Annotated in this window: 21 protein-coding genes and 1 pseudogene; 10 read left to right on the top strand and 12 right to left on the bottom strand. The window is 69.6% G+C overall.

The genetic code is table 11. The features are described from left to right. Positions 1 to 122: 122 nt before the first annotated feature. Positions 123 to 323 (top strand): hypothetical protein, encoded by a 201-nt coding sequence (locus ACFYPJ_RS31635; protein WP_389024640.1) that lies wholly within the window; start codon positions 123 to 125, stop codon positions 321 to 323. 117 nt (positions 324 to 440) lie between these two features. Beyond that, positions 441 to 836: a ribonuclease domain-containing protein gene (locus tag ACFYPJ_RS31640; RefSeq protein WP_389024642.1), complete on the top strand. Its 396-nt coding sequence runs from the start codon at positions 441 to 443 to the stop codon at positions 834 to 836. Between the two features lie 230 nt (positions 837 to 1,066). Here ACFYPJ_RS31640 and ACFYPJ_RS31645 read toward each other — a convergent pair whose 3' ends face one another. The 3 genes from ACFYPJ_RS31645 to allB all read right to left on the bottom strand — a co-directional run bounded on the left by ACFYPJ_RS31645 (position 1,067) and on the right by allB (position 4,504). After that, positions 1,067 to 1,882: an AIM24 family protein gene (locus ACFYPJ_RS31645; RefSeq protein ID WP_389024644.1), complete on the bottom strand. Its 816-nt coding sequence runs from the start codon at positions 1,880 to 1,882 to the stop codon at positions 1,067 to 1,069. 79 nt (positions 1,883 to 1,961) lie between these two features. Continuing rightward, entirely contained in the window at positions 1,962 to 3,113 is a 1,152-nt protein-coding gene (alc, locus tag ACFYPJ_RS31650) for an allantoicase (RefSeq protein WP_389024646.1), read from the bottom strand. Positions 3,114 to 3,163: 50 nt separating this feature from the next. Then, positions 3,164 to 4,504 carry an allantoinase AllB gene (allB, locus tag ACFYPJ_RS31655; RefSeq protein WP_389024647.1) on the bottom strand — a complete coding sequence of 447 codons (1,341 nt, stop codon included), beginning with the start codon at positions 4,502 to 4,504 and terminating at the stop codon, positions 3,164 to 3,166. A gap of 271 nt (positions 4,505 to 4,775) precedes the next feature. Between allB and ACFYPJ_RS31660 the strand changes: the two genes are divergently transcribed. Then, positions 4,776 to 5,567 carry an IclR family transcriptional regulator gene (locus ACFYPJ_RS31660; RefSeq protein ID WP_389024649.1) on the top strand — a complete coding sequence of 264 codons (792 nt, stop codon included), beginning with the start codon at positions 4,776 to 4,778 and terminating at the stop codon, positions 5,565 to 5,567. Positions 5,568 to 5,646: 79 nt separating this feature from the next. Here ACFYPJ_RS31660 and ACFYPJ_RS31665 read toward each other — a convergent pair whose 3' ends face one another. Beyond that, entirely contained in the window at positions 5,647 to 5,961 is a 315-nt protein-coding gene (locus ACFYPJ_RS31665; protein ID WP_389024651.1) for a DUF5955 family protein, read from the bottom strand. Positions 5,962 to 6,174: 213 nt separating this feature from the next. Here ACFYPJ_RS31665 and ACFYPJ_RS31670 point away from each other — a divergent pair, with 213 nt between their 5' ends. After that, complete coding sequence (locus ACFYPJ_RS31670) at positions 6,175 to 6,801, top strand: NTP transferase domain-containing protein (protein WP_389024652.1); 627 nt, start codon at positions 6,175 to 6,177, stop codon at positions 6,799 to 6,801. A gap of 181 nt (positions 6,802 to 6,982) precedes the next feature. Beyond that, positions 6,983 to 8,608, top strand: a complete 1,626-nt coding sequence (gene aceB / locus ACFYPJ_RS31675; RefSeq protein WP_389024654.1) for a malate synthase A — start codon at positions 6,983 to 6,985, stop codon at positions 8,606 to 8,608. A gap of 67 nt (positions 8,609 to 8,675) precedes the next feature. Here aceB and ACFYPJ_RS31680 read toward each other — a convergent pair whose 3' ends face one another. The 3 genes from ACFYPJ_RS31680 to ACFYPJ_RS31690 all read right to left on the bottom strand — a co-directional run bounded on the left by ACFYPJ_RS31680 (position 8,676) and on the right by ACFYPJ_RS31690 (position 11,880). Continuing rightward, a complete protein-coding gene (locus tag ACFYPJ_RS31680) occupies positions 8,676 to 8,945 on the bottom strand; it encodes a SelT/SelW/SelH family protein (RefSeq protein WP_389024656.1) in 270 nt (89 codons plus the stop codon). Further along, positions 8,942 to 9,889, bottom strand: a complete 948-nt coding sequence (locus ACFYPJ_RS31685; protein WP_389024658.1) for a HipA family kinase — start codon at positions 9,887 to 9,889, stop codon at positions 8,942 to 8,944. Before ACFYPJ_RS31685 ends, ACFYPJ_RS31680 begins: the two co-directional genes overlap by 4 nt. A gap of 704 nt (positions 9,890 to 10,593) precedes the next feature. Continuing rightward, positions 10,594 to 11,880, bottom strand: coding sequence for a M48 family metallopeptidase (locus ACFYPJ_RS31690; RefSeq protein ID WP_389024660.1), 1,287 nt, complete (start codon positions 11,878 to 11,880; stop codon positions 10,594 to 10,596). A gap of 497 nt (positions 11,881 to 12,377) precedes the next feature. On the opposite strand from ACFYPJ_RS31690, the gene ACFYPJ_RS31695 reads away from it, so the two are divergent. Continuing rightward, positions 12,378 to 12,851, top strand: coding sequence for an inositol monophosphatase family protein (locus ACFYPJ_RS31695; RefSeq protein ID WP_389024768.1), 474 nt, complete (start codon positions 12,378 to 12,380; stop codon positions 12,849 to 12,851). A gap of 537 nt (positions 12,852 to 13,388) precedes the next feature. Here ACFYPJ_RS31695 and ACFYPJ_RS31700 read toward each other — a convergent pair. Next, positions 13,389 to 13,961: a TetR/AcrR family transcriptional regulator gene (locus ACFYPJ_RS31700; protein WP_389024662.1), complete on the bottom strand. Its 573-nt coding sequence runs from the start codon at positions 13,959 to 13,961 to the stop codon at positions 13,389 to 13,391. An 82-nt stretch (positions 13,962 to 14,043) separates the two neighbouring features. Here ACFYPJ_RS31700 and ACFYPJ_RS31705 point away from each other — a divergent pair, with 82 nt between their 5' ends. Together ACFYPJ_RS31705 and ACFYPJ_RS31710 are read left to right on the top strand one after the other, a co-directional pair. Further along, positions 14,044 to 14,994 carry an NADP-dependent oxidoreductase gene (locus tag ACFYPJ_RS31705; protein ID WP_389024664.1) on the top strand — a complete coding sequence of 317 codons (951 nt, stop codon included), beginning with the start codon at positions 14,044 to 14,046 and terminating at the stop codon, positions 14,992 to 14,994. 28 nt (positions 14,995 to 15,022) lie between these two features. After that, a pseudogene (locus ACFYPJ_RS31710) lies at positions 15,023 to 15,274 on the top strand (hypothetical protein); the annotation flags it as partial. Between the two features lie 254 nt (positions 15,275 to 15,528). Here ACFYPJ_RS31710 and ACFYPJ_RS31715 read toward each other — a convergent pair. Next, complete coding sequence (locus ACFYPJ_RS31715; protein ID WP_389024666.1) at positions 15,529 to 15,795, bottom strand: hypothetical protein; 267 nt, start codon at positions 15,793 to 15,795, stop codon at positions 15,529 to 15,531. A gap of 692 nt (positions 15,796 to 16,487) precedes the next feature. Next, on the bottom strand, positions 16,488 to 16,778 hold the full coding sequence (locus ACFYPJ_RS31720) for a DUF6928 family protein (RefSeq protein ID WP_389024667.1): 291 nt from the start codon (positions 16,776 to 16,778) through the stop codon (positions 16,488 to 16,490). 212 nt (positions 16,779 to 16,990) lie between these two features. On the opposite strand from ACFYPJ_RS31720, the gene ACFYPJ_RS31725 reads away from it, so the two are divergent. Beyond that, complete coding sequence (locus ACFYPJ_RS31725; protein ID WP_389024669.1) at positions 16,991 to 18,367, top strand: IS1380 family transposase; 1,377 nt, start codon at positions 16,991 to 16,993, stop codon at positions 18,365 to 18,367. A gap of 253 nt (positions 18,368 to 18,620) precedes the next feature. On the opposite strand, the gene ACFYPJ_RS31730 is transcribed toward ACFYPJ_RS31725, so the two are convergent. Continuing rightward, positions 18,621 to 18,974, bottom strand: coding sequence for a hypothetical protein (locus tag ACFYPJ_RS31730; protein WP_389024670.1), 354 nt, complete (start codon positions 18,972 to 18,974; stop codon positions 18,621 to 18,623). A 711-nt stretch (positions 18,975 to 19,685) separates the two neighbouring features. On the opposite strand from ACFYPJ_RS31730, the gene ACFYPJ_RS31735 reads away from it, so the two are divergent. Beyond that, positions 19,686 to 20,078 carry a hypothetical protein gene (locus ACFYPJ_RS31735; RefSeq protein WP_389024672.1) on the top strand — a complete coding sequence of 131 codons (393 nt, stop codon included), beginning with the start codon at positions 19,686 to 19,688 and terminating at the stop codon, positions 20,076 to 20,078. Positions 20,079 to 21,942: 1,864 nt separating this feature from the next. Here the strand turns inward: ACFYPJ_RS31735 and ACFYPJ_RS31740 are convergent. Then, on the bottom strand, positions 21,943 to 22,413 hold the full coding sequence (locus ACFYPJ_RS31740; RefSeq protein ID WP_389024674.1) for a hypothetical protein: 471 nt from the start codon (positions 22,411 to 22,413) through the stop codon (positions 21,943 to 21,945). Positions 22,414 to 22,676: the final 263 nt, after the last annotated feature.

A 22,676-nucleotide genomic window follows, 5' to 3' on the forward strand; every position in this document is an offset into this window, starting at 1 on the left:
ACCAAAGTCGGGGCGCCGGATACTTTCGGCGGCCCCGACGGCGGACACCGGCGACCTGCGGCGAGTACGGAGCACCCCACGGCCGATGCGACGCGGCGGGCCGGGGGGCAAGGGTTCGTGGCATGAAGCAGTTTCTGGAGCTGATCGGATTCCTCGCCCTGGCGCAGGGGGTCATGGGGCTGGTGCACGAGTTCACCGACTGGCACGTCGGGCTCCTCCAGCGGGTGGGTTTCCTCGACGGGTACGAGGTCTACGCCAGCATCGTGCTGATCGTGCTCGCGGTCGCCCTCTTCGCCGCGGCGGAGAGCCGGGGATCCGATTGAGCCGCGACTGACGGGGTGGGACAGAACGGGTTGACTTCGCGAAAATTCGTCGAACGCGAGGGAAAAACCCCGAGTTGTCATTGACATGCCACCATCTACGCGCGTCATCATGGGCCCATGAGATTCCCCCCACACAGCACCCGCATCGGCGCCACGGCGGCGCTCCTGTCCGCGCTGCTCATGGGCGCCACCGTCACCGCCACCACGGCCGACGCCAAGGCCGCCGCGGTCGGCGACATCTGCTACGGCGCCCTTCCTTCCCAGACGTACGACACACTCAGGCTGATCGACCAGGGCGGCCCCTACCCCTACCCGCAGGACGGCACCGTCTTCCAGAACCGCGAGGGCGTCCTGCCGGGCCAGTCACAGGGCTACTACCACGAGTACACCGTGAAGACCCCGGGCTCCTCCACGCGCGGTGCGCGCCGCATCGTCACCGGTAAGGACTACCAGGAGGACTACTACACGGCCGACCACTACGTGTCGTTCGACCTCATCGACTACGGCTGCTGAAAGCCGTCGGCATCACCGGCTGCCCGACCGGGCGCACGGCCGGAACGTCGACCGCAGTTCCCGGACGCCCCTGCCTCCGCGACCCCCGCACATCCGCCGCCGGGCAGGTGCGTCCGGACCCCACTCCACGGGTGCATGCGGACTTCACGCCACGGACGCATCTGAACTCCACTCCGCGGGCGCGTCGGGGCCTCGCACGGGTCACCGACGCGGCCGGGAACCGGCCGGCCTCACCCGACGTGCGTCGAGAACATTCCGCCCGTCGGTCCCTGCTTGTCGCCGCCCTGGGCCTTCTTCAGGGCGTTGGCGAGGCCCTCGATGGTGAGGGACTGCAGGATGACGCGGCCGCTGCCCTCCAGGGTGGCCAGTGACAGCCCCTCGCCGCCGAAGACCGCGTTCATGATCCCCTGACGGTTGAGACCGCCGATGCGCTGGACGCCGTACTGGATGCCCTCCTCGAAGGCGACGACACAGCCCGTGTCGACCTCGATGCGTCCGCCGAAGTCGGCCGGGTCGAGGTCGATGAAGTTGCCCGCGCCGGCGATGATCACCGTGCCGTACCCGGTGAACTTCTCCAGGATGAATCCCTCACCGCCGCTCATACCGGTCCGCCCGCCCTGGAAGGCGATCCCGAACTCGATCGTCGACTCGGCGGCCACGAAGGCGTCCTTCTCCGCGAACCACGCGCGCGTGCCGTCCAGTTCGAGGGCGCGCATCTCGCCGGGCAGCACGCCCGCGAAGCCGACGGTGCCCGCGCCGCCCTGGGCGGTGAAGTGCTGGAAGGCCAGTGACTCGCCGGCGAGCGCACGCTGACCCACCTGCATGGCCGTACCCATGGCCTGGCGCAGCAGGCCACCCATGCCGCCTCCGCCGCTCTGCTGTCCGCCGCCGTTCGAGTTCGACGGGCCCGACAGGCGGGTCTCCATGGTCACGTTCGCCGTCTTGAACAGGAACTTCCCGGCCTCGCAGTACACGCTCTGGCCGGGCTGCAGGTTGACGACCGCCATCTGCATGGCGTTGCCGACGATTTCTTGCTGAAGAGTCACGAGGGGAGAACGCAAGACAGGGAGCGAAGAGTTCCAGCCAGCCGAGGTCGCCGTCCGGGCTCAGTCACCCGTTCCCCGCTCAGCCGCCCAGTTCCTGGTGACGGGCGGCCAGCCGGGTCGCGCCCTGCTCGGTGAGCGAGCCGTGCAGACGCAGTCGTGAGATGCCGCCGTCCGGGAAGATGTCCACGCGCGCGTGCGTGCCGACGGCGGGTTCCGGCAGGACGAACCGGTGGTTCGTGTCGGGCTGCAGACGGGTCCGCGGAAGGATCTCGGTCCACTCGCCGACCGCACCGCCCGAGCCGACCGCACCGCCCGCCCCGCTCTCCCCGTCCCGGACGGACACCGAGGCCCAGCCGGCGCTGTTGCCCTTGAGGCAGGCGGTGTCGATCTCGATCGCGCGGATCGAGGACTGGGCGGCCAGCCGGTACCGGATCCAGTCATGGCCCTGGTCGCGGCGGCGGCGCGTCTCCCAGCCGTCGTCCATCTTGCGGGAGCGGCCGGGCCGGATGGTGTTGGTGGCGGGCGAGTAGAAGAGGTCGGAGGCGTCCTCGACCCGGCCGCCGTTCTCCAGGGCGACCACGTCGAAGGTGCCGAGCGCGGCCAGCCACGCGGGATCGGGCACCACCTCGCCGTACACCCGCAGGCGCGCGATGCCGCCGTCGGGGTGCTGACTGACCCGCAGGTGGGTGATGCGCTGTTCGACGGTGACCGCGAAGCCGTTGGCCGCGTGGCCGCCGACGGGGGTGCGCGGGAGAAGCGTCGTCCACTTCGCGTCGTCGGACAGCAGCGCGCCGGGGGACGGGGCACCGGGTACGGAGGTGCCCTCGATGGACACGGCCTGCGGGTAATTGCCGCGGAAGTGGGCGGTGTCGACGACGATGCCGCGTACGACGCCGGGTGCCCCGAGCCGGATCAGCGCCCAGTCATGGTCCTCGGCGGCCGGCCACGGGTGGTCCGCGGAGGTGCCGCGACGGCGGCGCGTCTCCCAGCCGTCCATGATCTTGCCCTTGTGCCCGAAGTGCTCGGGGTCGAACTCGGCCCGGCCGGGCAGCAGCAGGTTCTCGCGCTGGGCGAAGAACTCGTCGGCCGCGGCGACGACCGAGGCACCGAGCCGGCGGTCGGCGAGGTCGGCGAGGTGGGTGAAGGGGAAGTCGGCTGTGCGGTAGTCCGCGTACGGGTCGCCGCCTTCGTAGGGGTTCGCGTCGCCGGTGAAGCTGGGAATCGCCGTCACGGTGATCAGGGTTCCTTTCGGGATTCGGCCGCCGGATGGATGGAGGGGGCTCAGGGGGTACGGCTCAGCAGCCGGCCCTTCGGGACGCCGAACTCGCCGTCGGCGGCGATGCGTTCGCCGCGCAGCCAGGTGGACTTCACCACGCCGTACAGGCTCTTGCCCGCGTACGCCGTGACCCGGTTGCGGTGCTGGAGATGCGCCGGGTCGACGGTGAAGGTCTCGTCCGGGGCGAGGACGGCGAAGTCGGCGTCATGGCCCGGGGCGATGGCGCCCTTGCGGGCGCCGAGGCCGACCAGGGCGGCCGTGCGGGTCGACATCCAGCGCACGACGTCGGCCAGGTCGTGGCCGCGCCGACGCGCCTCCGTCCAGACGGCGGCCAGACTCAGCTGGAGGCCGGAGATGCCGCCCCAGGCGGTGGCGAAGTCGGCGGTCTTCAGGTCGGCGGTGGAGGGCGAGTGGTCGGTGACGACGCAGTCGATCGTGCCGTCCGCCAGCGCCTGCCAGAGCAGGTCCCGGTTGGCGGCCTCCCGGATGGGCGGGCAGCACTTGAACTCGCTGGCGCCGTCGGGGATCTCCTCGGCGGTCAGGGTGAGGTAGTGCGGGCAGGTCTCGGCGGTGACCCGCACGCCGTCGGCACGGGCGGCGGCGATCAGCGGCAGTGCGTCGCTCGACGACAGATGGAGCACGTGCACCCGCGCGTCGAGCCGCCTGGCCTGCGCGAGCAGGTGCGCGATGGCCGTGTCCTCGGCGTCGCGCGGGCGGGAGGCGAGGAAGTCGGCGTATCTGGGGCCGCCGTGCTGCGGGGCCGCGGCCAGCTCGTGCGGGTCCTCGGCGTGCACGATCAGCAGGCCGTCGAAGGAGGCGATCTCGGCCAGGGACCGGGCCATCCCGTCCTGGTCGAGGGGCGGGAACTCGTCCACGCCGGACGGCGACAGGAACGCCTTGAAGCCGAAGACCCCGGCGTCGTGCAGCGGGCGCAGGTCCTTGACGTTGCCGGGCAGGGCGCCACCCCAGAAGCCGACGTCCACGTGGGCCTGGCCGACGGCGACGGCCCGCTTGGTACAGAGGTGGTCGACCGTGGTGGTCGGCGGGAGCGAGTTGAGGGGCATGTCCACGAGGGTGGTGATGCCACCCGCTGCCGCCGCGCGGGTGGCGGTCCAGAAGCCCTCCCACTCGGTGCGGCCCGGGTCGTTGACGTGCACGTGGGTGTCGACCAGGCCCGGCAGCAGGACGTCGTCGCCGACGTCCGTCAGGCCGGTCCCCGCGGCCACGGGAGCGTCGTACGGCAGTACGGCCGTGATCCTCCCGGCCGAGACGGCGACCGAGGCGGCTCGCGTCCCCTCCGGGGTGATGACACGTGTCGAGCGCAGGACCAGTTCAGCGTCGGACACCGCGAGCCCTCTCTGCCGTCGTTCACATCCAGGAAACGGGATTTACCACCACGTAACGGATTTCAACGTTCTGTTGAAGGAGTCTTCACGCCCGGTCCCCCGGCGTCAAGGGGCACACTTTCCCTCAGAGCACCCTCCCGTCACGCTCTAGACATTTCCACTACACGGAATTACGCTTCCGACCAGCAGAATGCAGCGACGGAAAAGTGGGGAGTCGATCGGCCGCCGGGTAGGCTTCTGCCCTTCCTGCCAGCCCCGAAAGGAACGCGCCGTGCCGACGTCCAGCGCCAGCACCACCGACTCCGCCAAGTCCACCGGCGGCGGGGTCCAGTCCCTGGAGCGCGCCTTCGACCTGCTCGAACGGGTGGCGGACGCGGGCGGCGAAGTCGGCCTCAGCGAGTTGTCCGCGAGCAGCGGGCTGCCGCTGCCGACCATCCACCGGCTCATGCGGACTCTCGTGGCCTGCGGATACGTCCGCCAGCAGGCGAACCGCCGGTACGCCCTCGGGCCGCGCCTGATCCGGCTGGGCGAGTCCGCCTCCCGTCTGCTCGGCACCTGGGCCCGCCCCTATCTGGCCCGACTGGTCGACGAGACCGGCGAGACGGCGAACATGGCCCTGCTGGACGGGGACGAGATCGTCTACGTGGCGCAGGTGCCGTCCAAGCACTCGATGCGCATGTTCACCGAGGTCGGCCGGCGGGTGCTGCCGCACTCCACGGGGGTGGGCAAGGCCCTGCTCGCGGACGTGCCCGACGACGAGGTGCGCGCGCTGCTGTCCCGCACGGGCATGCCGGCCGCCACCGAGAAGACCATCACCACACCGGACCGCTTCCTGGCCGCCCTGGCGGACGTGCGCCGCCTCGGCTACGCGATCGACGACAACGAGCAGGAACTCGGCGTCCGCTGCCTGGCGGTCTCGGTACCCGACTCCCCCACGGCCGCCGCCATCTCGATCTCCGGCCCGGCGGGCCGGGTCACGGAATCGGCCACGGAGCAGATCGTGCCGCTGCTGCAGCAGGTGGCGGTGGATCTGTCGCAGTCCCTGGCGACGTCGACTCCCTGACGGGCCGCCGGCCGCGGCAGCATCGGGGGCTGGGCGCGGTCATCGCGCCGCCGCGCGACGTCTGTCGGCCGGTTCGGTTTCAGGGCCGTGGTGGCTCCCCGAACAGGTCCACCGCGGCACGGACCTCCGACAGGCTCCCGGACAGGGCGCTGACCGAGCCGATCGCGCCCGCGACCAGGAGCAGGGAACGGCGCAGCCTCGGGATCTCCGGGGCCCCGCCGGAGGTCATCGCGGCCAGCACCGCGAGTTCGTCCTCGGCTATGACCCGGTCCCGGAACTCGGCCGGGTGCGCGGCGAGTTCCCGCCGCAGCCGGGACACCGCTGTCCGCAGTTCGGCCACCCTCGGGTCCTCGCCGCTGCCGGTCACCGGCATCTGCCCCAAACTCCGCAACACGGCCCTCCCCCCTCGTACTCCGCGTGGCGCACGCGCCCGGCGGTTCCACCCCCTGCCCCGCGGCGCTGAGCGGACGCCGGGGGACGGCCAGTAAACGCCACCCGGCGGGTGCCGCGCCACTCCACGGACCGAAATTCAGCCCTCGGGCACCGGGTGATCCCCGCGATGTCAGGTATGCAGGACGTATGGCCATGGACGCATGACGGAGGACGTATGAGCAACGACCGAGGCGGCCCGGGTCCGGCCGGCGGCAAAGGCCCGGTCGCCGGGTTGGTGCTCGCCGCGGGCGGCGGGCGGCGGCTCGGCGGGCGGCCCAAGGCGCTGCTCGACCACCGGGGCAGACCGCTGGTCGAGCACGCGGCCACCGTGCTGCGGGCGGCCGGCTGCGAACGGATCCACGTGGTCCTCGGCGCCGCGGCGGACGCCGTCCGGAAGCGGGCCGCCCTCGCCGGCTGCGTCCTGGTGGACAACCCGGACTGGGCGGCGGGCATGGGGTCCTCGCTGCGGGCCGGGCTGGACTCGTTCGCCGGTACGGGCACGCGGGCGGCCCTGGTCTCGCTGGTCGACCAGCCGGGCATCGGCGCGGAGGCGATGCGCCGGGTCCGTGCCGCGTACCGGGACGAGACGTCGCTCGTCTCGGCAGTGTACGCGGGGGTCCGCGGCCACCCCGTCCTCCTCGGCCGCGCCCACTGGGCGGGCATCGCCGCCGTCGCGACCGGGGACCGGGGCGCCCGCGCCTACCTGAAGGCCCACGAGGGGGAGATCACGCTGGTCGAGTGCGGGGACGTGGCGCGGCCGTACGACATCGACACCGCGGCCGACCTGGTCCACCTTGAGTAAGTGGCGTGGCACCGCGCGCCACCTTGCCTCGACCCGGAGAATCTCGATATCAACAAACCATTGAAGTTCCACGATGAGGAAACTAGTATCCACTGGTCAGAAGCGCCCGACCGCTCCTCGGGCTCCACGGGCTCCACGGATCGATGGGCACCCGGTGCCAGGCTGAAGGAAGTGACCGCTCATGTCCGCACCAGCGCCGTCCCCGCTGGCCATCGTCGACGCCGAGCCCCTGCCCCGGCAGGAGGAGGTCCTCACCGACGCGGCACTGGCCTTCGTGGCCGAACTGCACCGGCGTTTCACGCCGCGCCGTGACGAGCTTCTCGCCCGCCGCGCGGAGCGCCGCGCCGAGATCGCCCGCACCTCCACGCTCGACTTCCGTCCGGAGACCGCAGCCATCCGCGCGGACGACTCCTGGCGGGTGGCTCCGGCCCCCGCGGCCCTGGACGACCGCCGGGTCGAGATCACCGGTCCCACGGACCGCAAGATGACCATCAACGCGCTCAACTCCGGCGCGAAGATCTGGCTCGCGGACTTCGAGGACGCCCTCGCACCGACCTGGGAGAACGTCGTCACCGGCCAGCTCAACCTGACCGACGCCTACCGCCGGAACATCGACTTCACCGACCCCGCGAGCGGCAAGTCGTACGCCCTGCGCCCGGACGCCGAGCTGGCGACGGTCGTCGTGCGCCCGCGCGGCTGGCACCTGGACGAACGCCACCTGGCCGACGCCGACGGCACCCGGGTGCCCGGCGCCCTGGTCGACTTCGGCCTGTACTTCTTCCACAACGCCCAGCGCCTGCTGGACCTCGGCAAGGGCCCCTACTTCTACCTCCCGAAGACGGAATCACACCTGGAGGCCCGCCTCTGGAACGACGTGTTCGTCTTCGCCCAGGACCACCTCGGCATCCCGCAGGGCACCGTCCGCGCCACCGTCCTGATCGAGACGATCACGGCCGCGTACGAGATGGAGGAGATTCTCTACGAACTCCGCGACCACGCGTCCGGGCTGAACGCGGGCCGCTGGGACTACCTGTTCTCGATCGTCAAGAACTTCCGGGACGGCGGGCCGAAGTTCGTCCTGCCGGACCGCAACGCCGTGACGATGACCGCCCCGTTCATGCGCGCGTACACCGAACTCCTCGTCCGCACCTGCCACCGGCGCGGCGCGCACGCGATCGGCGGCATGGCCGCGTTCATCCCGTCGCGGCGCGACGAAGCGGTCAACAAGGTCGCCTTCGAGAAGGTCAGGGCGGACAAGGACCGCGAGGCCGACGACGGCTTCGACGGCTCCTGGGTCGCCCACCCCGACCTGGTGCCGATCGCCATGGAGTCCTTCGACAGGGTGTTGGGCGACCGGCCGAACCAGAAGGACCGGCTGCGCGAGGACGTGCACGTCGCGGCAGCCGACCTGATCGCCGTCGACTCCCTCGACGCCAGGCCGACGTACCCGGGCCTGGTCAACGCCGTGCAGGTGGGCATCCGTTACATCGAGGCATGGCTGCGCGGCCTGGGCGCGGTCGCCATCCTCAACCTGATGGAGGACGCGGCCACCGCCGAGATCTCCCGCTCCCAGATCTGGCAGTGGATCAACGCGGGCGTCGAGTTCGAGAACGGCGAGAAGGCCACTCCGGAACTGGCCCGCAAGGTCGCCGCCGAGGAACTGGCCGGCATCCGCGCGGAGATCGGCGGCGAAGCCTTCGCCGCCGGCCACTGGCAGCAGGCCCACGACCTGCTGCTCCGGGTCTCGCTCGACGAGGACTACGCCGACTTCCTGACGCTCCCGGCGTACGAGCAACTCGCGGGCTAGTCCGGCCAGTCGGGCGGGGGACCGTCCAGCCCAGCCCGCCGGGCCCGCCGCCCGCGGGTGTCCGGGCTCATCCGTCCGAGTGGCCCAGGGATTTTTCCGGGGCCACTCGGTCGCGTACGGCCCGCTTCACGGCCGTCGGCTCGGGGAAGCCCTGGTCGCGCCGGTCCCAGACGACCTCGCCGTTCACCCGGACCACGAAGACGCCGCCCGTGCCCGGTTTCAGGGCCAGCTCCGTCAGCTCGGCCTCGAAGGTGGTGAGCAGTTCTTGCGCCAGCCAGGCGGCGCGGGGCAGCCAGCGGCACTGGGTGCAGTACTCGATCTCGACGCGCTGGTTCATCCCAGGTGCACCGACCAATCCTGTTCGGCCCCCGGTTTGCCGTGCAGGTCGGGGACCTCCTTGAGCCAGTCGGGGCGCCCCTGCTGTCTGCGCGCCGCCCGGCGGGCCTCCTCGGCGGCCAGTTCCTCCCCGGTGGGGAAGTCCGAAGGCAACCAGGCCGACGACGCCTGCACGCGTGCGTGCAGGTAGTCCACGTACGCCTGCCGGACGTCGTCCGGCGTCGGGAAGCCGGGTTCGTCCGCCAGCCACCCGTCCGGTACGGCGGCCGTGACCTCGCGCAGCAGGTCCCGCGTCACCCTGGGCGCCAGTTCGGCGTCGGCCGCACGGACGTCCGGCGCGGCGGGCGTCCCGCCGTCCGGCCCCGGGGGATGCAGCCGGCCGAGGGCGTGGTGCCGGAAGTCGTAGGCCTTCGCCGGGTCCGCCGTGTCCCAGCGGTGGTGGAAGACGAGGGCGGCACCGTGGTCGATCAGCCACAGCCGGGGCGGTGCGACGCCCAGGGTCGGCCAGATCATCAGGTTGGAGCTGTGCACCGTGCGGTCGACGTTGACGGTCAGGGCGTCGAACCAGACGATCCGGCCCGCCTCCCGGGGGTCCACGGGGAAGGTGTGCGCCACCTCGGGGGTGAAGTCGCGGGCGCCCGGCAGATAGTCCATGCCGAGGTTGACCCCGGCGCTGGCGCCATGGAGGTCGCGCACCTCCTGGTGCTCCTCGTGCGCGGCTATCGCCGGGTCGAAGTGCACCAGGACCAGTTCGGGGAAGCGCAGCCCGAGAGCGCGCGCCAGCTCGCCCACGATCACTTCGGCGACCAGCGCCTTGCGGCCCTGCGCCGAGCCGGTGAACTTGACCACGTAGGTGCCGAGGTCGTCGGCCTCTACGACTCCGGGTACGGAGCCGCCGGATCGCAAGGGTGCAACATAGCGAGTTGCGGTGACCTCTCTCAGCATCTTCCAAGGCCCCGAGACTCGTTTACCTTACATTCCATGGCAGGCTCCAGCATGCTGCAGTCCCGGGAGAACTCCCCGATCAGCCCTGGGGAGAATCCGGGGAGTTTCGACCGGCATCCCCGTCTCCCTGTCTCCCAGCAGTCCGTCAACGGCGGCGGCCCTCGCTTCCGGCCTCCGGCACGAGGTGAGCATAGTAACCGAGCGTGACAGCCGGGGACGAGTGGCCGAGCCATCGCACCGGCGTCACCATGGACCGCCCTGCCGCCGGCGTGATCGAGTCGCAGGTGTGCCGCCGGACGTGAAAGCCAGAGCACCGCGCCACCAAGGTGCTGCTCACACTCTGACCCGCCGGCACCCCCCTTCCCCCGGCCCGCTCCGTACCCCTCGCACCCGCGGGGCGCCACTCACCCGGTCCCCCGCCACTGTGTCCGTCGCGCTCACCCACGGCATGGCCCTCATACGGTCCAAGACAGCGGCGCGCAGCCCTCCCCGCCCTCGCGGCGCCGATGCCGTGGCGCTGACCGCCCGTCATGGACTCGGCCGGCGCCGACTCACGGCCGATCGGAGTACCGCAACCGCATCCACAGGTCCCGTCAGGATGGTCCGTTTGGCTCAGGCCGGATCAGGGTGCGGTGCCAGAGCACGCGAGCCCGGCGTGATCCGAACGAGAGGCCCCGGTCGGGGCAGGGGCGGCCCGCGAGGGCTCAGTCCCCGAGGCCGTCGCGCAGCAGGCGCCGGGCCACCTCGGTGCGGGCCGCGGCGAGTTCCGTGGCGATCCGCTCGGTCCGTCGGGCCTGCGGCACTACCGCCGCCGCCACGGGCTCCGCGGCGAGCAGGCAGACGCGCCGCAGATGGGTCGGCGGGTGGGTGGCGTCGACCTGGTGTCCGCGCCGGGCTCCGGCACGCCGCTGCCGTTCGTACTCGTGCTCCGGGACGGACGCCGCGTACGCGGTGAGCCGCCCCCACAGCGCGTCGGCCCGGGCCGTGGCCTCCCGGGCGGACCTCGACCCGCCGAGGGCGGCACGGTTGGCCTCGCTGCGCAGCAGGAGACCGAGCGGCCCGGTGATGAGCAGCCGGTCCATGAGGCCCACCGCCGCCTGCGTGGAAGCGGTGCGGGCGGCCAGCCGGTCAGCCAGGTACTCGGCCCGCGTCCCTGCCCGCGACGTCAGCCGGACGAACAGCGCCAGCGCCCCTCGGACCAGCAGGCGAGGCACCACGTAGAGGGCATTGACAGCCATCTCGATCGCGGACGGGTGCGGAAGCGGCCGGAGGGTGTGGTGCCAGAGGGTCAGGGTCCGCACGGCCGTGCCCACCATCAGGCCGTTGCGCGTGTCGCCGTTGGCGTAGTGGGCCAGTTCATGGCCGAGCAGCGCGATCCGCTCCTCGGGCGTGAGCACCTCCCACAGCGGCATACCCAGCACCAGTAGCCGCCGGCCGCGCACCCCGTACGTCGTGACGGCAGCGTTGATGCTCCCGTCCACGGCGATCGCGTGCACGCTCCGGGTTCCGACCGCCCGCGCCACCTCGTCCGCCAGGGCGAAGAGTTCGGGCGCGTCGGCCCGGAACAGCACCGGCCGGTCGTCGGGCAGGCGGCGAACCCTCGGGGCGAACCCCCAGGCCAGCGCCAGGAGCACCAGACCCGCCACCACACCGGCGCCACCCCAGCCCGCCACCACACACCAGACACCGCCGACGGCAAGCGCGAGGGTGACGCCGTGCACGGTCAGGGCGAGCGCGGTGGCCGTCACCGCCGAGGCGTCGCGCCGCGGACGCGGTTCCCGCCCGCTCAGCATCTCGGCGAGCAGTTGCTCGCCGTGTCGTCGGGCCAGGGCACGCTCGGCTCGTTCCAGCCGTCCCGTGTCCGGCCGCGCCTCCTCGGGGTCCACGTTCCAGTCGCAGGCGGCGCACCAGACGGTGAACCGGCTGTCTCCGCGGATCTCCGTGCCGCATTCCGGGCACGGCTGTGTCGTCTCTCTGGCGACATCAGGCATCACACTTTCCCCCCCTCCGCGGCCCCTCCCCGAGCCGCTACCTGCTGATACGGGCCGATCTGATCACATGGCGGGGCCGCGCTGGTCCGTACGGGCTGAACCGTGATGGCGCCGCAATCGTCCGAGGGGCGGCGGGGCGGCCAGGTGGTGTTCCTCAAAGACGTGCGGCACCCCGCCCAGGGGTGGGGCGGCTTGCTCTGACCGAGTCGGAGCGCAGGACGACCGCCGAGGGACACAGGTACGCCGACATATGGGCTGAGCACGCCTCGGACACCCAGCGCGTCGGGATGCCCAGGAAACCGCTTCAGCGGGAAACACCCGTGATCGCAGAGGACCCGCCCTCTTTGTAAGCACTTCTTTGGGCTCCAGCGCACGGGCCGGAAGTGGCTGCACGGCGTGGGAAGTTGATCTGGCTCCACTTGGCGGCCAGGAGCTGTGAAAGGCTCGCCGGATGGACTACGTGTTCGATGCTCCGCCTGTTGACCGGGAACTCCTTGATGTCGTTGTTCGCCTCGTCAGCCGTGGCTGGGCGTGGTCTGGGGTGCTGGGTGCTGCCGGGCCCGGAGCCGTCCTTGCAGTCGAGCCAGCGTGCCCAGGTCACAAAGCGCGCCAGTATTCGCGGAGCAAGGACCCAAGCACTCAACCCGGCCGGCTGGCCGGAGGAGCTTCTTGTCGCTCTCCACCGTCAGGCGTTCCTGATGTCTTCGATGGGCTGCATCGTGGACCTGGTCACGGGCCGCGCCGATGCCGTGGTGATCGCCGGTCCGCCGATGGGCTATGAGGATGTGGCACCGATGCCTGTCATCGTCACGGAAGCGGGTGGCCGGGTGACCGACCTGGGCGGGGCGTCCGTGCTGGAGGGCGACATGACGGTGCTGGCCACCAACGGCCGGCTTCATGACGCGTTCCTCGAACTGGTCAAGGACTTGCCGCGCGGTCGTGACCTGCAGGCCCTCGACGAGGGCGATTAGCGCAGCGGACTGCGCCGCGACAAAGCCCGTTCTCGTCCAGCCACCGCGGACACTGGGCGGTCCACGACGTGAGTCGAGCCGGTTGCCCTGGTCTCATTCAGCGGCATGCTGCGTAGCTTCCACGGTGTTCCTCACCTGGCTGGCCAGCCGTGAGATCCCTCGCTTCGCCCACATCACCCACGCGCACCTCGACCAGTTCCGTGACGACCTCCGCGCGGCCGAAGGCGCCATCGGCCACAAGCAGGACGTCCTCACCGAAGTCCGTCGGCTGTGGTCCTGTCGCGTCCTGCTGCCCGAGTCGCTGCGGCTGCCCCCAAGAATCACTTTGGGGCGGCGAGGACACCGTCGACCTGCTCGGCGCCAGGCGAATCGAGCAGGATGGAACGGCTGCACCCGCACCTCGCTGCCTGGTCGCAGGCGCAATCCAATAGGGACACTTGTGAACGAAAATCACGTGGGCGTCGGCCGGACGTGACTCGGCTGACGTGACTCGGCTAGCGAGTCCGTTGCGGACAGCCTCGGGAGTCCTGGGCCGACTCAACTGGCCGTCGGAGCCGGCAGCGTGACCACCTCGCGCAGTTCGTCGGCGGCCTGGGTGATGAGCTGGGAGAGGGAGGCGTCCGGGTCGGTCAGCCAGCGGGACGTGGCGCGCCGGTGGATCGCCAGCACCACGTCGATGATGAAGCGTGCCTTGCCCGGCTCGACGCCGCGGCGCTCAAGCGCCCGCGCCAGCGCGTCGGCGATGTCGGCGAGCTTGATCAGATCGCGCTCAGCCAGTGCCGGGTTGGCGGCGATCACTCTGACGCGGCGCAGCAGGAACTCCCGCGGGCGAAAGATCTCCTCGGCGGTTCTCAGCGCGGTCAGCACCGCCTCGATCGGCGTGAGGGCCGGGTCGGCCGCCTCGACCTGGGCGACGAGGTGGGTCTCGATCTCGTCACCGGCGAAGAGGACTTCCCGCTTGTCGGGGAAGTAGCGATAGAAGGAGCGCTCCTTCAGACCGGCGGCGCCCGCGATCTGCGCGACCGAGGTGCGCTCGAAGCCCTGCGTCTCGAACAGTTCGAGCGCCGCGCGCTCAAGCCGGCCCTGTGCGTCGGATTCCCATCTCGGCATGCCCACCAGGGTACGACAACAGAAGCTGTCATCAGCTGCTATGGTCGATGACAACAGATGCTGTCATCAACAGGAGATCGTCATGAAGGCTCTGCAATTCGACCGGTTCGGTTCCCCGGACGTGATCGTGCTCCGCGACGTCCCACAGCCGGAGCCGGGTCCCGGTCAGATCCGGATCGCCGTGCAGGCGTGCGGCCTGACGCCGGCCGACTGGCACGTCGTCGACGGTCTCCTCGCTGACCATCTGCCGCCGCTGCCGCGCGGGCTCGGCTTGGAGATCGCGGGCACCGTCGATGCGCTCGGTGAGGGCGTCACCGGGGTCCAGATCGGCGACCGCGTGTTCGGCCCGGCCGCCTTCCACGGCCCGACGGCCGGCGCCGCCGAGTACGCGCTGATGCCGGCCTGGGCACGCATCCCCGAAGGAGTCACCGCCGAGCAGGCCGCCGCGCTGCCGATGGCGGCCGAGACGGCGTGGCGCGCGCTCGACGACCTCGGCGTCCAGCCCGGTGAGCTGCTGCTCGTCCACGGCGCGGGTACCACCGTGGGTGAGGCGGCGGTGCGCTTCGCGCTGCACCGGGGTATTCGGGTGATCGCCACCGCCGGGCCGACTCGGGCCGCCGCCCTGGAAGAGATCGGCGCCCAGGTGACCGCCTACGGCGAGGGCATGGCCGAACGCGTCAGCACACTGGCCGGAGGCCGCGTCGACCGCGCCCTGGACGCGACGCCGGCCGGGGGCCGGATCGACCGCGCCGACCAGCCCAGCCCGGCTGGCGGCTCGCTACCGACCTTGATCGAGCTGACCGGGGATCCCGACCGTGTCCTCACCGTCTCGGACTTCGCCGCCGCGGCCGAGCTGGGCGTCCGGATCACCACCGAGATCAGCTATGACCAGATGGACGAGTTCGCCCGGCTCGCCGGCGAAGGCATCTTGGTCGTACCGGTCGCCCGCACCTACACGCTCGACCAGATCCAGGAAGCGGCCGAGCTCAGCCGGTCTCGCCGCCCCGGCGGCAAGCTCATGCTCGTCCTGTGATCACCCTGCCGGCCTGGTAAAGCAGGACATGAACGTCCCCGAGCTGCTCGAAGCCGCGACACTGCTTGTCCCCGAGGAGATCGCCACAGAGAACGACATCACGGTGCGGGACGTCTGGGATTACCTCAGGGAAGACTAGTGGGAGGTTGCCCTCGGGCTGCTGGAGGAGTTCGGCGACGTCCCTTCGCTCCCAGTCAGCTTCTGGGAGAACCCGGCCACCGCAGCCGAGCAGATGCGGCTGGAGAGGAGCGCGGCCTGGTGCCACTGGCGCTGCTACGAGAGGATCTCAGCTCCCAGTACATCTGCGCGGGCGGAATGAAGACGCCGGGTCCTGCGGATTCACTCGCGCGCTCCCGCCCCGTCGTCGGTGCGCAGCCAGGAGGGCAGCAACTGGTGGACGGCGGGCAGGGCCATGACGCGGGCTTCGCCTTCGCCCAGGCTGCCGGGTCGTCGGGGGCGTCGTGCTCGGTGCAGCCGCGCGGGCACTCGTCCGCTTGCCGGTCCACCGACCACCGGGGCGTCTGCACGCCCAGGTCAGGCGCGACGGGCACGGACACGGCGTTCCTCCCGCTTCTGCGTGAACTGGTCGACCTTGTCGTCCTCCTCGGCGACCGGGGCCAGCTTCCGCAGGCTCTCCATCACCGCGCGCAGCTCACGGGCCGCGTTCGCCTTGGCGGTCGGCCCGCTCCGCTCATCGACCGACGCGCCCGGAGTGAGAGCGAGCTGCGACAGGCCGGGGGAGATCTCACCGACCCGGAGCCGTTCGAACTCGGCGGCGGTCGCCTCGACGTTGGTCGCCATGATCCCCCTCCGGCCAATCAAACAGGCACAGCTCCACCACACCGGAGGTACGTGATGATCAAGCCTGGTCGGCGTTGATAATGCTCGTGATCAATACACCTAGCGTCCTGCGACTCGTCCCGGTGAAGTGGGAGACGCCGTCCGATGACGCACGGGGTCGTAGGGGGCCACCGGCCGGGAAGACGTCGATGTCTGCTGGGAAGCCTGCCCTGAGGCGCCCTGAGTTGGGTCCATCCGAGCCATACGAATCTGCTCCGGCGGCGGAACGATCGCGGCGGTGGCGGATGTCGCTCCCCTCGCGCGCAATGTGCTGTCCAGGCTCTTGGCGAACTCTGCCAGCGGATCCCCGTTGGCAGGTGTTCCAGCCCTCTGTTCAATCTGCTCCCTCAGTGTCTTGGCAATGGCAGCTTGGACCGTCAGGGGAAGACGGTCTGGGCTGATGGGTGTCGTCATCCTGTGACCTCCAGTGGATCGGTTCTCCCAGTGGTTTCCGTGAGTCAAGACGGAACCACGAATTAGAAGGTTCATCTCAGTCGAGGTCCGTGGCACACACCGCCCAGTGGCGCGGAGGTGCCGAACAGCCGGCGAGGCCCCGATCCGGCGGCACGGCACCCTCCTCGCCCACCGGACATCCGTCAACGACACACATAACCGACGATCAGGTGATCCCGCAGGGAACGCCCTGTGTGATGTCACCCAAGGTGACGGACTCCCCAGTACGGCTCTTCCTCTTCGTCAGGCCAGGGCACGATGTCAGCCGGCCGGTCTCCGGCCCAGTAGGGCAGTTCAAAGGGGAGCGGTTCGCCGATGTTCTCGATGATGCCGCTGTCCGGGGACAGGCTCAGCGAGCGGACCAGGCGCCCGTCCTCCCACACGGCGAACGCAAGCCAGTCGACAACGCTGTGCATGGCGTGCAGGACGAGCCTTCGGCCAGCGCCTGCCGCCACCAGGTGCTCCGGCAGCTGGGAGGGAAGGTCTATCATCACCCTGATCGAGCGGGCAACAGCGGGGAATCACGGAATCACGGGGAGTACAGCCGAGGCCGGCGAGGTTCCGTCCGGCCCGTTCTTTAGCCTCGCGCTTTCACGAGGTGGCCTGTCCACAGGCTGATCAGAAATACGGAAAGTGCCCTTGACCTGCAGCGATAGGACTTGCTGAGGGTCCTGTTGGTTGCGAGGGAAAGAGCACTTTCCAGGTGAGAGAGCCTATCGCGTCGTACCCGCGTGTCCGTGTCCGAGGCGACGGCCGCCAGGTGGTCTCGCAGGCCGGCTCGGTCCTGCTGATGGAGACGGTCCGCAAGGTTGGCCTTGACCGGGCGATATCTGTGGCACTGGCTCCGTGGCGCAAGCCCCGAGCCGTCCATGACCCCGGGAAGGTCCTCCTGGACGTCGCACTGGCGGTCGCGTTGGGCGGCGACTGCCTGGCTGACGTCGGCATGCTGCGGGCCGGGCCGGCCGTGTTCGGGCCGGCCGCCTCCGACCCGACGGTCTCCCGCCTGGTCGACGCCCTCGCAGCCTCCGGGGAGAAAGCCCTGCGGGCCATCCGTGCCGCGCGGGCTGAAGTCCGCGAAAACGTCTGGCGGTTGGCCGAAGGGAAAGCGCCTGATGCGGACGGGTCGGTGACTGTTGACCTTGACGGGGTGCTGGTGATCGCGCACTCGGACAAGGAGGACGCAGCTGCGACCTGGAAACGAACCTACGGACACCACCCGTTGATGGGGTTCGTCGACCACGGACCGGGCGGCACCGGGGAGCCGGTGGCGGCCCTGCTCAGACCGGGGAACGCGGGCTCGAACACAGCCGCCGACCACATCACCGCCGCCCGTCTGGCCCTGTCCCAGCTCCCGAAGAAGTACCGGCGTGGGCGGCAGACCCTGATCCGCACCGACTCCGCGGGCGGTACCCATGACTTCGTGGCCTGGCTGGCCCGGCGGGGACGGTGGCTGTCCTACTCGGTCGGCATGGTGATCACGGATGCGGTCCACGAGCACGTGCTGAAGGTTCCGGCATCCGCCTGGACGCCGGCCGTCGAGGCGGACGGCGAGGTCCGCGACGGCGCCTGGGTCGCCGAACTCACCGGCGACGTCCTGACCGGCTGGCCCAAGGGGATGCGGCTGATCGTCAGGAAGGAACGGCCGTACCCCGGGGCCCAGTTGAGGCTCACTGACGCGGACGGCATGCGGCTGACTTGCTTCGCCACCAACACCTCCGGACGGCCGATCGCCGAACTCGAGATCCGTCATCGGCTGCGGGCCCGGGCCGAGGACCGCATCCGGGCCGCCCGGGCTACCGGGCTGCGGAACCTCCCCTTGCACCGCACCGCCCAGAACCGCATCTGGCTGGAGATCGTGCAGATCGCGCTGGACCTGCTGGCCTGGATGCCGATGCTCGCGCTGACCGGAAAGGCCAGACTCTGGGAGCCCCGCCGCCTGCGGCTCCGCCTGTTCACCACGGCCGGACAGCTCGTGAGCACCGGCCGTCGGCGGATCCTCCGCCTGGCCCGGCACTGGCCCTGGACCAGTCACATCACCGCCGCACTTGACCGGCTGACCCAGCTGCCGGACCCCGGCTGACCGACGGATCCCCCATCCCTTCGACAGCACCTCAACACCCGGAGCAGTGGAACCCGGCGCCATCCCGAGGCGACACTCGGGCCTGGGTCCTGCCCAACCTCAGCCCAGAGCGCGAAAACGGTCCACCGACTTCGCCAGCGGACCGTCACGAAACTTCGAGGTTAGGTCAGCGCCCAAACCCGTTGCAAATGCCCGCAGTTTCCCAAGCTAAGAGTCAGCTCTAGGGATCACGCTCCTCCCCGCCGCCGGACTCTCATTGCTCGGTTACGCGATCGCGCATGTGGCGAGGAAGTCCCTGCCAGTCCTCCATCGCGCCCTGCACCAGTCGCTGTAGACGTTCCTTGCTCTCGAACTTGAGTACGTCTCGCAGGCAGGCGCAGTCGGCTAGGTCCTTGTTGCCAGCGATGCAAACGTAGATACCCGCGATCTGCAAGCCCCGTGCAGCTGCCGAGAGTTTCGCATCAACCGGCAGCGGGATCCTCCGGGCCAGTTCTTGCGCAAAGATCCGCTCAATCCTGGGGCGTCCCAACAAGCCGAAGATTCCGCCTGCTGCGCGGCCAACGGCCTCATGTAATCGTTCCTTTCCTTTGAGGATGCTGCGCGCCAACTGGGCGAGGTCATCACAGCCTCTCCGGCGGTGGCGATTCACGAGCGTTTTCCACGTCTTCTCCGAGACGTAGTCGGACGCGCGTTCAGCGATGACTGCGGTGCCACCGTGCTCGATGACGTCCAGGCATAACCGTGCTGCCTCCTCCGCTCTCTGACGCTCTCGGGTGGCTTGTGCTGGAGGCTGGGCGCGTCGTTGGGGCTGAGTAGCAGCCCTGGGCGCGGCTGACTGCCGCGGTGCTCGACGTGGGGGTTGGGCACGCTTCGCAGGTCGCTTACGGGGCGTAGGGACGCGTCCGGCTGGCCGACCGCGATGGTGATGACATCGCACGTCTGGACCGGTCACTCGGTTCTTGCACAACGTCCCGTCGTCGGTCTGCGCACGGCACCGATACACCATGCCGGAAGTCTGAGGACGTGCCAAGGGGCCGGACAAGGACGCCTATTTGGCCAGCAAGACCGCCGGTTTCTCTTCTCAGCCATGCCAAGGCACCAAGAGGGGTGGAGAAGGCGCATCCGTCTCGTTTTCCGTCTCATTCAGCGCCGTTCAGGGACGTTCAGTAGAGTCCTGGAGCCGGCTCCGCGCCCTCGGCCAGCTTCCCATGAACCGTGTTCAACGCACTGGGACGCCGCCCCTCACCCCACCACCACGGTTGGAAAGCGTGCGCTGCCCTCTCCTACCGCCGGGCGTCCTGTGTCACCATCGGGCGGAGTGTCCGCGATCAACGTCGAGGCAAGCGCCATGTGGTGTGGGGGAATCGTGACAGCAATGACCTGGGGCATCGTGGGCCTCGGAGCCCTTCTCATAGTGGCCGCTGCGTACGCACGCCTCGTGGAGCAGGAACAGGTACACCGGGGAGCTGATGCCCTTCGCTTCCGCGTCTTCAGAGTGTGGGTACCCCTTGTCATTGGCGTAGCGGCGTTCGGAAAGCTCCCCCGAGCTTTGAGCGCCCCATTCCCGGTCGTCGTCTTCTGCGACGTGTTGAGCCTGGCGCCGGCCGTCTTTGTGGGGGTACTGGGACTGGTGGCCGCCAGACAGCCACGCTCAAAAGTCCGCACCACAACCCCACCAGAAGGAGAGGGGAACACCGGGCCATCACGGTGAAAGCAGCCCCGCCCGACAAGGTTGTGCTTTTACCGTTCGCCCAGCTCAACGCCCTAATCAGCCCCAGAGTGTCGCAGCTTCCCAAGCTGAGAGCGCCCTTCACCACGGCAACCCTCCTGTCCTAATCGAGCCTCGGGAGGCACAGCGGCGTGGGTTTGAGTTCCACGTAAGTGGCCCAAGATGGCAAGCGTGAGTACCTGGGGGGAACTTGCGAGCCAAACAGCCAGTGCGCTGATAGGGACGTTGGCCGGCGGAGCCGTCACGGTGAGCGCTGCGCGGCGGCCCTCGGTTCGATCCGTCAAGGCATGCAGACCGATCTTCTCGCCATAGGAGACGATCATGTTCGCGCCCGGTACCCGACTCTCGTGCGGCTGTCCTACGACGTCGGGTGGAGAGGCATCGGCCAGGGAACCGCGAGCGTCAGATCCGCGACGTTCGCGGGTACCTGCGCTATGTCCAGTACACCCTTGAGGCCGTGATCGACCCGCTACACGTGGGATCGCCTACAACACAGCTCGGCCACCATCGCCCTGCCGTACAGCAGCGAAGTACAGCAACCACAGCAACCACCACGACCAACAGCCGCTCCGAGGAGCCGAATGGCGACGTCTGTGACCCTCGTTGACCGATCTCTGTAGAGCTACGGATCAGAAGGTTGCAGGTTCGAATCCTGCCGAGTGCACACAGGTGAGAGGACCCGGAGAGATCCGGGGCTTCTTGCATTTCGGGGGCGTACAGCAGCGAAGTACGGCAACGGGTCCGGTCGGGTGGTGCTGATGCCGCCCGCTGCCGATCGCTCGTCCCATGGCGGCTCCAGCCCAAGGCCGCGGAGCCGACCTCTCCCCGTTGCCGGCTCTCCGCTGACGGGAGCGGGGGACTGACGGAGATCGACTGAACCAAAGGCTCGCCACAAGCGTTGTAAAACGCGAACAGAGTCTCCATACATCAGCGTGTCAAAGTGAGCTTAGCTCACTCAACACCCACGAAAGGGATGAAATGCCGAAACCGGACCAGGCAGCCAACCAAAAGAAACTCGCCTATCAGGTTGCTTCGGGCGCAACAACGGGAGGCGCTGTAGCAGCTACCGTTGCTGCCGTATCTACGCAGAACAAAGTCGCGAGCGGTCTATACGGCTTGGCGGCAGGCGCCTCATTGCTTACTGCTGCTGGTACTGCTCTCCTATCAGCCCAGCAGGGGATGCACCGGCGACCTGGGACCGATATTGAGCTCGGGTCCCAGTCGTCCAACGCTGGCGCGCCGCAGCGGCCGGCTCCCGTGTACTTCCCTCCTTCTGCTCGCCAGTCCTCACCGGGGCGGTAGTTCCGCGTCTTCGTTCAGGCGTCTTTCGCGGGAATTTCGCCATTTTCGCGCTACGTCGGGCGCAGCATCGATGGCGTGATATCCACCCACAGATCAGAAGGTTGTGAGGGGGGTGGGTACGGAACCATTCGGAGTCCCGAGACCCACTGGTCCGGAGACCCCTATCCGGCCACCCCCCTTGGCCGCCGTGTTCTTCGGCGAGAACATCGAACCGGCCCACCTCTGCAACGGAAGCTAACAGCTCCCACTGACAACGCCCTTGTTCCCATAGCCGGCCCGCCTGCGGACGTGCCAGAACCGCGCCAGGTCGGTCGGGAAGACACGGGGGACACCGGGGAAGTCAGACCGCGACCTTCAGGAGTCACCAGCCATCCGCCGCAGGCCAGCATGCTTCCCGCCCGTGAGGCACACGAGCTTCCCGAGCTCAGAGCGCGGGTTCGGTTCCCGTCACCCGCTCCATGACCGCCCCCGGGCCACCGGCTCGGAGCTTGCTTGTTGTACGGACCGCACCAGACGGTTGAGGCCAGCGGCAGTCTCGGCACGATCAGCGCATGCTGAAGATGGCGATCACACGGGCCGGGGCGCGGAGGGCGCCGGGGAGGACAGAGGAACGTTCGACCAGGATCGAGCCGCCCGGGCGCGGACCGGCGAGCTCGTGGGACCACACAGGTCCGGCGACAGCCGGCCCGCACAGCCCCTCGGGAAGCTCGCTCTCGCCCTCCCCGAGTGCATATTTCTCGTCATATTCGAGCAGGGGCTTCCCCTCGGGGACGAGTCCCGCGCGGTGCAGGTAGTCCGGCATCTGCCTGCTGAGGAAGGACACCCGGGCGCTGCCGTTCTCGGTGACGTAGTGAATGTCCGAAGCGTCGGCAGGTATCGGCACGCCACCGGCCGAGATCACATCCGGCAGTCTTGCGTCGCTGCCCGCACAGGCTCGTGCGTCCCCGAACGGATGGAACAACTCGTCCTGGAACAACCACAGGAAACCTCCCGTTCCGCCCGCGAAGACGGCCACCACGACGGCCAGACACGACAGTCGCCGCCTCCACCGGGAAGATCCGGCGTCCGCGTCGCCCGCACCCTCCGGAGACGGAGCCCCTTCCGTGTCCTCGGAATCGGCCCTCCCGCCGGTCCCTTGTGCATGAGACATGAAGGCCCCCTTCGGCTGCGCTCGCATCGTGGCCGCCGAAGTCTAGATCGACCCGGATGGGGCCGACCTGGTGTTGATGCAAGGCGCACTGTTCCCCGGTGACGTCGGGCGCGGTGGCCAAGCCAGCC

The sequence above is a fragment of the Streptomyces sp. NPDC006012 genome, assembly GCF_042871185.1.
Taxonomy (GTDB): domain Bacteria; phylum Actinomycetota; class Actinomycetes; order Streptomycetales; family Streptomycetaceae; genus Streptomyces.

What these genes read in the sequence shown, in the direction of transcription:
- ACFYPJ_RS31635 (WP_389024640.1), top strand. Translation starts at nt 123, where the DNA reads ATGAAGCAGTTTCTGGAGCTGATCGGATTCCTCGCCCTGGCGCAGGGG.
- ACFYPJ_RS31640 (WP_389024642.1), top strand. Translation starts at nt 441, where the DNA reads ATGAGATTCCCCCCACACAGCACCCGCATCGGCGCCACGGCGGCGCTC.
- ACFYPJ_RS31670 (WP_389024652.1), top strand. Translation starts at nt 6,175, where the DNA reads ATGAGCAACGACCGAGGCGGCCCGGGTCCGGCCGGCGGCAAAGGCCCG.
- aceB (WP_389024654.1), top strand. Translation starts at nt 6,983, where the DNA reads ATGTCCGCACCAGCGCCGTCCCCGCTGGCCATCGTCGACGCCGAGCCC.
- ACFYPJ_RS31680 (WP_389024656.1), bottom strand. Translation starts at nt 8,945, where the DNA reads ATGAACCAGCGCGTCGAGATCGAGTACTGCACCCAGTGCCGCTGGCTG.
- ACFYPJ_RS31685 (WP_389024658.1), bottom strand. Translation starts at nt 9,889, where the DNA reads ATGCTGAGAGAGGTCACCGCAACTCGCTATGTTGCACCCTTGCGATCC.
- ACFYPJ_RS31690 (WP_389024660.1), bottom strand. Translation starts at nt 11,880, where the DNA reads ATGCCTGATGTCGCCAGAGAGACGACACAGCCGTGCCCGGAATGCGGC.
- ACFYPJ_RS31695 (WP_389024768.1), top strand. Translation starts at nt 12,378, where the DNA reads ATGTCGTTGTTCGCCTCGTCAGCCGTGGCTGGGCGTGGTCTGGGGTGC.
- ACFYPJ_RS31700 (WP_389024662.1), bottom strand. Translation starts at nt 13,961, where the DNA reads ATGCCGAGATGGGAATCCGACGCACAGGGCCGGCTTGAGCGCGCGGCG.
- ACFYPJ_RS31705 (WP_389024664.1), top strand. Translation starts at nt 14,044, where the DNA reads ATGAAGGCTCTGCAATTCGACCGGTTCGGTTCCCCGGACGTGATCGTG.
- ACFYPJ_RS31715 (WP_389024666.1), bottom strand. Translation starts at nt 15,795, where the DNA reads ATGGCGACCAACGTCGAGGCGACCGCCGCCGAGTTCGAACGGCTCCGG.
- ACFYPJ_RS31720 (WP_389024667.1), bottom strand. Translation starts at nt 16,778, where the DNA reads ATGATAGACCTTCCCTCCCAGCTGCCGGAGCACCTGGTGGCGGCAGGC.